At 72.2% G+C, this 1,328-nt stretch carries 2 protein-coding genes; both read left to right on the top strand.

Annotated elements, in window-relative coordinates; genetic code table 11:
• Positions 1-640, top strand: a 640-nt coding sequence (locus tag FUT87_RS22900) for a GNAT family N-acetyltransferase (protein WP_147242503.1), incomplete at its 5' end; no start/stop codon positions are given.
• A gap of 144 nt (positions 641-784) precedes the next feature.
• Positions 785-1,328, top strand: a 544-nt coding sequence (locus tag FUT87_RS22895; RefSeq protein ID WP_147242502.1) for a TonB-dependent siderophore receptor, incomplete at its 3' end; no start/stop codon positions are given.

Raw genomic sequence — 1,328 nt, 5'->3', positions numbered from 1 at the left:
GCGCACCGCGCGCCTGCTGATGCGCGCCTCGGCGCCCGCGATGGCCGAGGCCATCATCGATTACCAGTCCCGCAACGCCGCGCACTTCGCGCGCTGGGACCCGACGCGGCCGGCCGACCATTGGAACCTGGAGCCCACGCGGGCCCGCCTGGCGCGCGAGGAGGCCGGTTTCGAGGCCGGCACGATCTGGCGCTTCTGGCTGTCGCTGCACGAGGCGCCGGATCGCGTGATCGGCCAGTGCGCGCTCTCCGACGTGGTGCGGGGCGTGTTCCAGAGCGCGATGCTGGGCTACAGCCTGGACCAGGGCTGCGTCGGCGGCGGCCTGATGCAGGAGGCGCTGAAGTGCCTGCTCGACCAGGCCTTCGGACCGGCGGTGTCGCTGCATCGGGTGCAGGCGTCGGTGAGGCCGGAAAACGCGCGCAGCCGCCGCGTGCTGGAACGCCTGGGCTTCCGGCGCGAGGGCTTCAGCCCGCGCTACCTGTTCATCGACGGCGCATGGCGCGATCACGAGACCTTCGCGTTGATCAATCCGGGGTGGGGGGAGCGTCAGGCGCCGCCCGCTGAGCGGGACCGGGTCGTGAAGCGGCGTTGCCACGGACTGCCGCTCGACGGCCTTGCGCGTCGAGGCGAAGGGCGATAGCAGGACTTGCCGGCCGGAAACGGCATCGCCTCGCGCTGTCGACCTCGGGCTTCGCATGAGCTTGCGCGCGGACCTTCGTTGGCCGGGCACGCCGGCCGCCGCAGGCTATGGGTTTGTCCTATCGGACCAGTCCCGAAAGCCGCCATGCCTCTGCCCCCGACCTTCCGCGTTTCGATCCCATTGACTGCCATCGCGCTGGCCGCGGCCGCCAGTTTCACGCCGTCCGCGCAAGCGCAGGCGACGACCGCCTCGTCCTCCGCCGGCGCAGCCTCCGACCAGCTCCAGCAGGTCGTCGTCACCGGCACGCGCCGCGTCAATCGCACGGTCGCCGAGTCCGAGTCGCCTGTCGACGTCCTCAGCGCCGCGGACCTGCAGCGCACCGGGACCACCGAGCTTGCGACAGCGCTCGGGCAGCTGCTGCCATCGCTGAACTTCCCACGCCCGTCGCTGACCGACGCTTCCGACGCGGTGCGGCCCGCCCAGCTGCGGGGGCTGTCACCCGACCAGACGCTGGTGCTGATCGACGGCAAGCGCCGCCACACCACCGCGGTGGTCAACATCAACGGCACGCAGGGGCGGGGGTCCGCGCCGGTGGACCTGAACACCATTCCGCTGGCCGCGATCGAGCGCATCGAGGTGCTGCGCGACGGCGCCGCGGCGCAGTACGGGTCCGACGCGATCGCCGGCG

Source organism: Mitsuaria sp. TWR114 (assembly GCF_007997345.1).
This window is presented reverse-complemented; position numbering and strand designations above follow the sequence as displayed.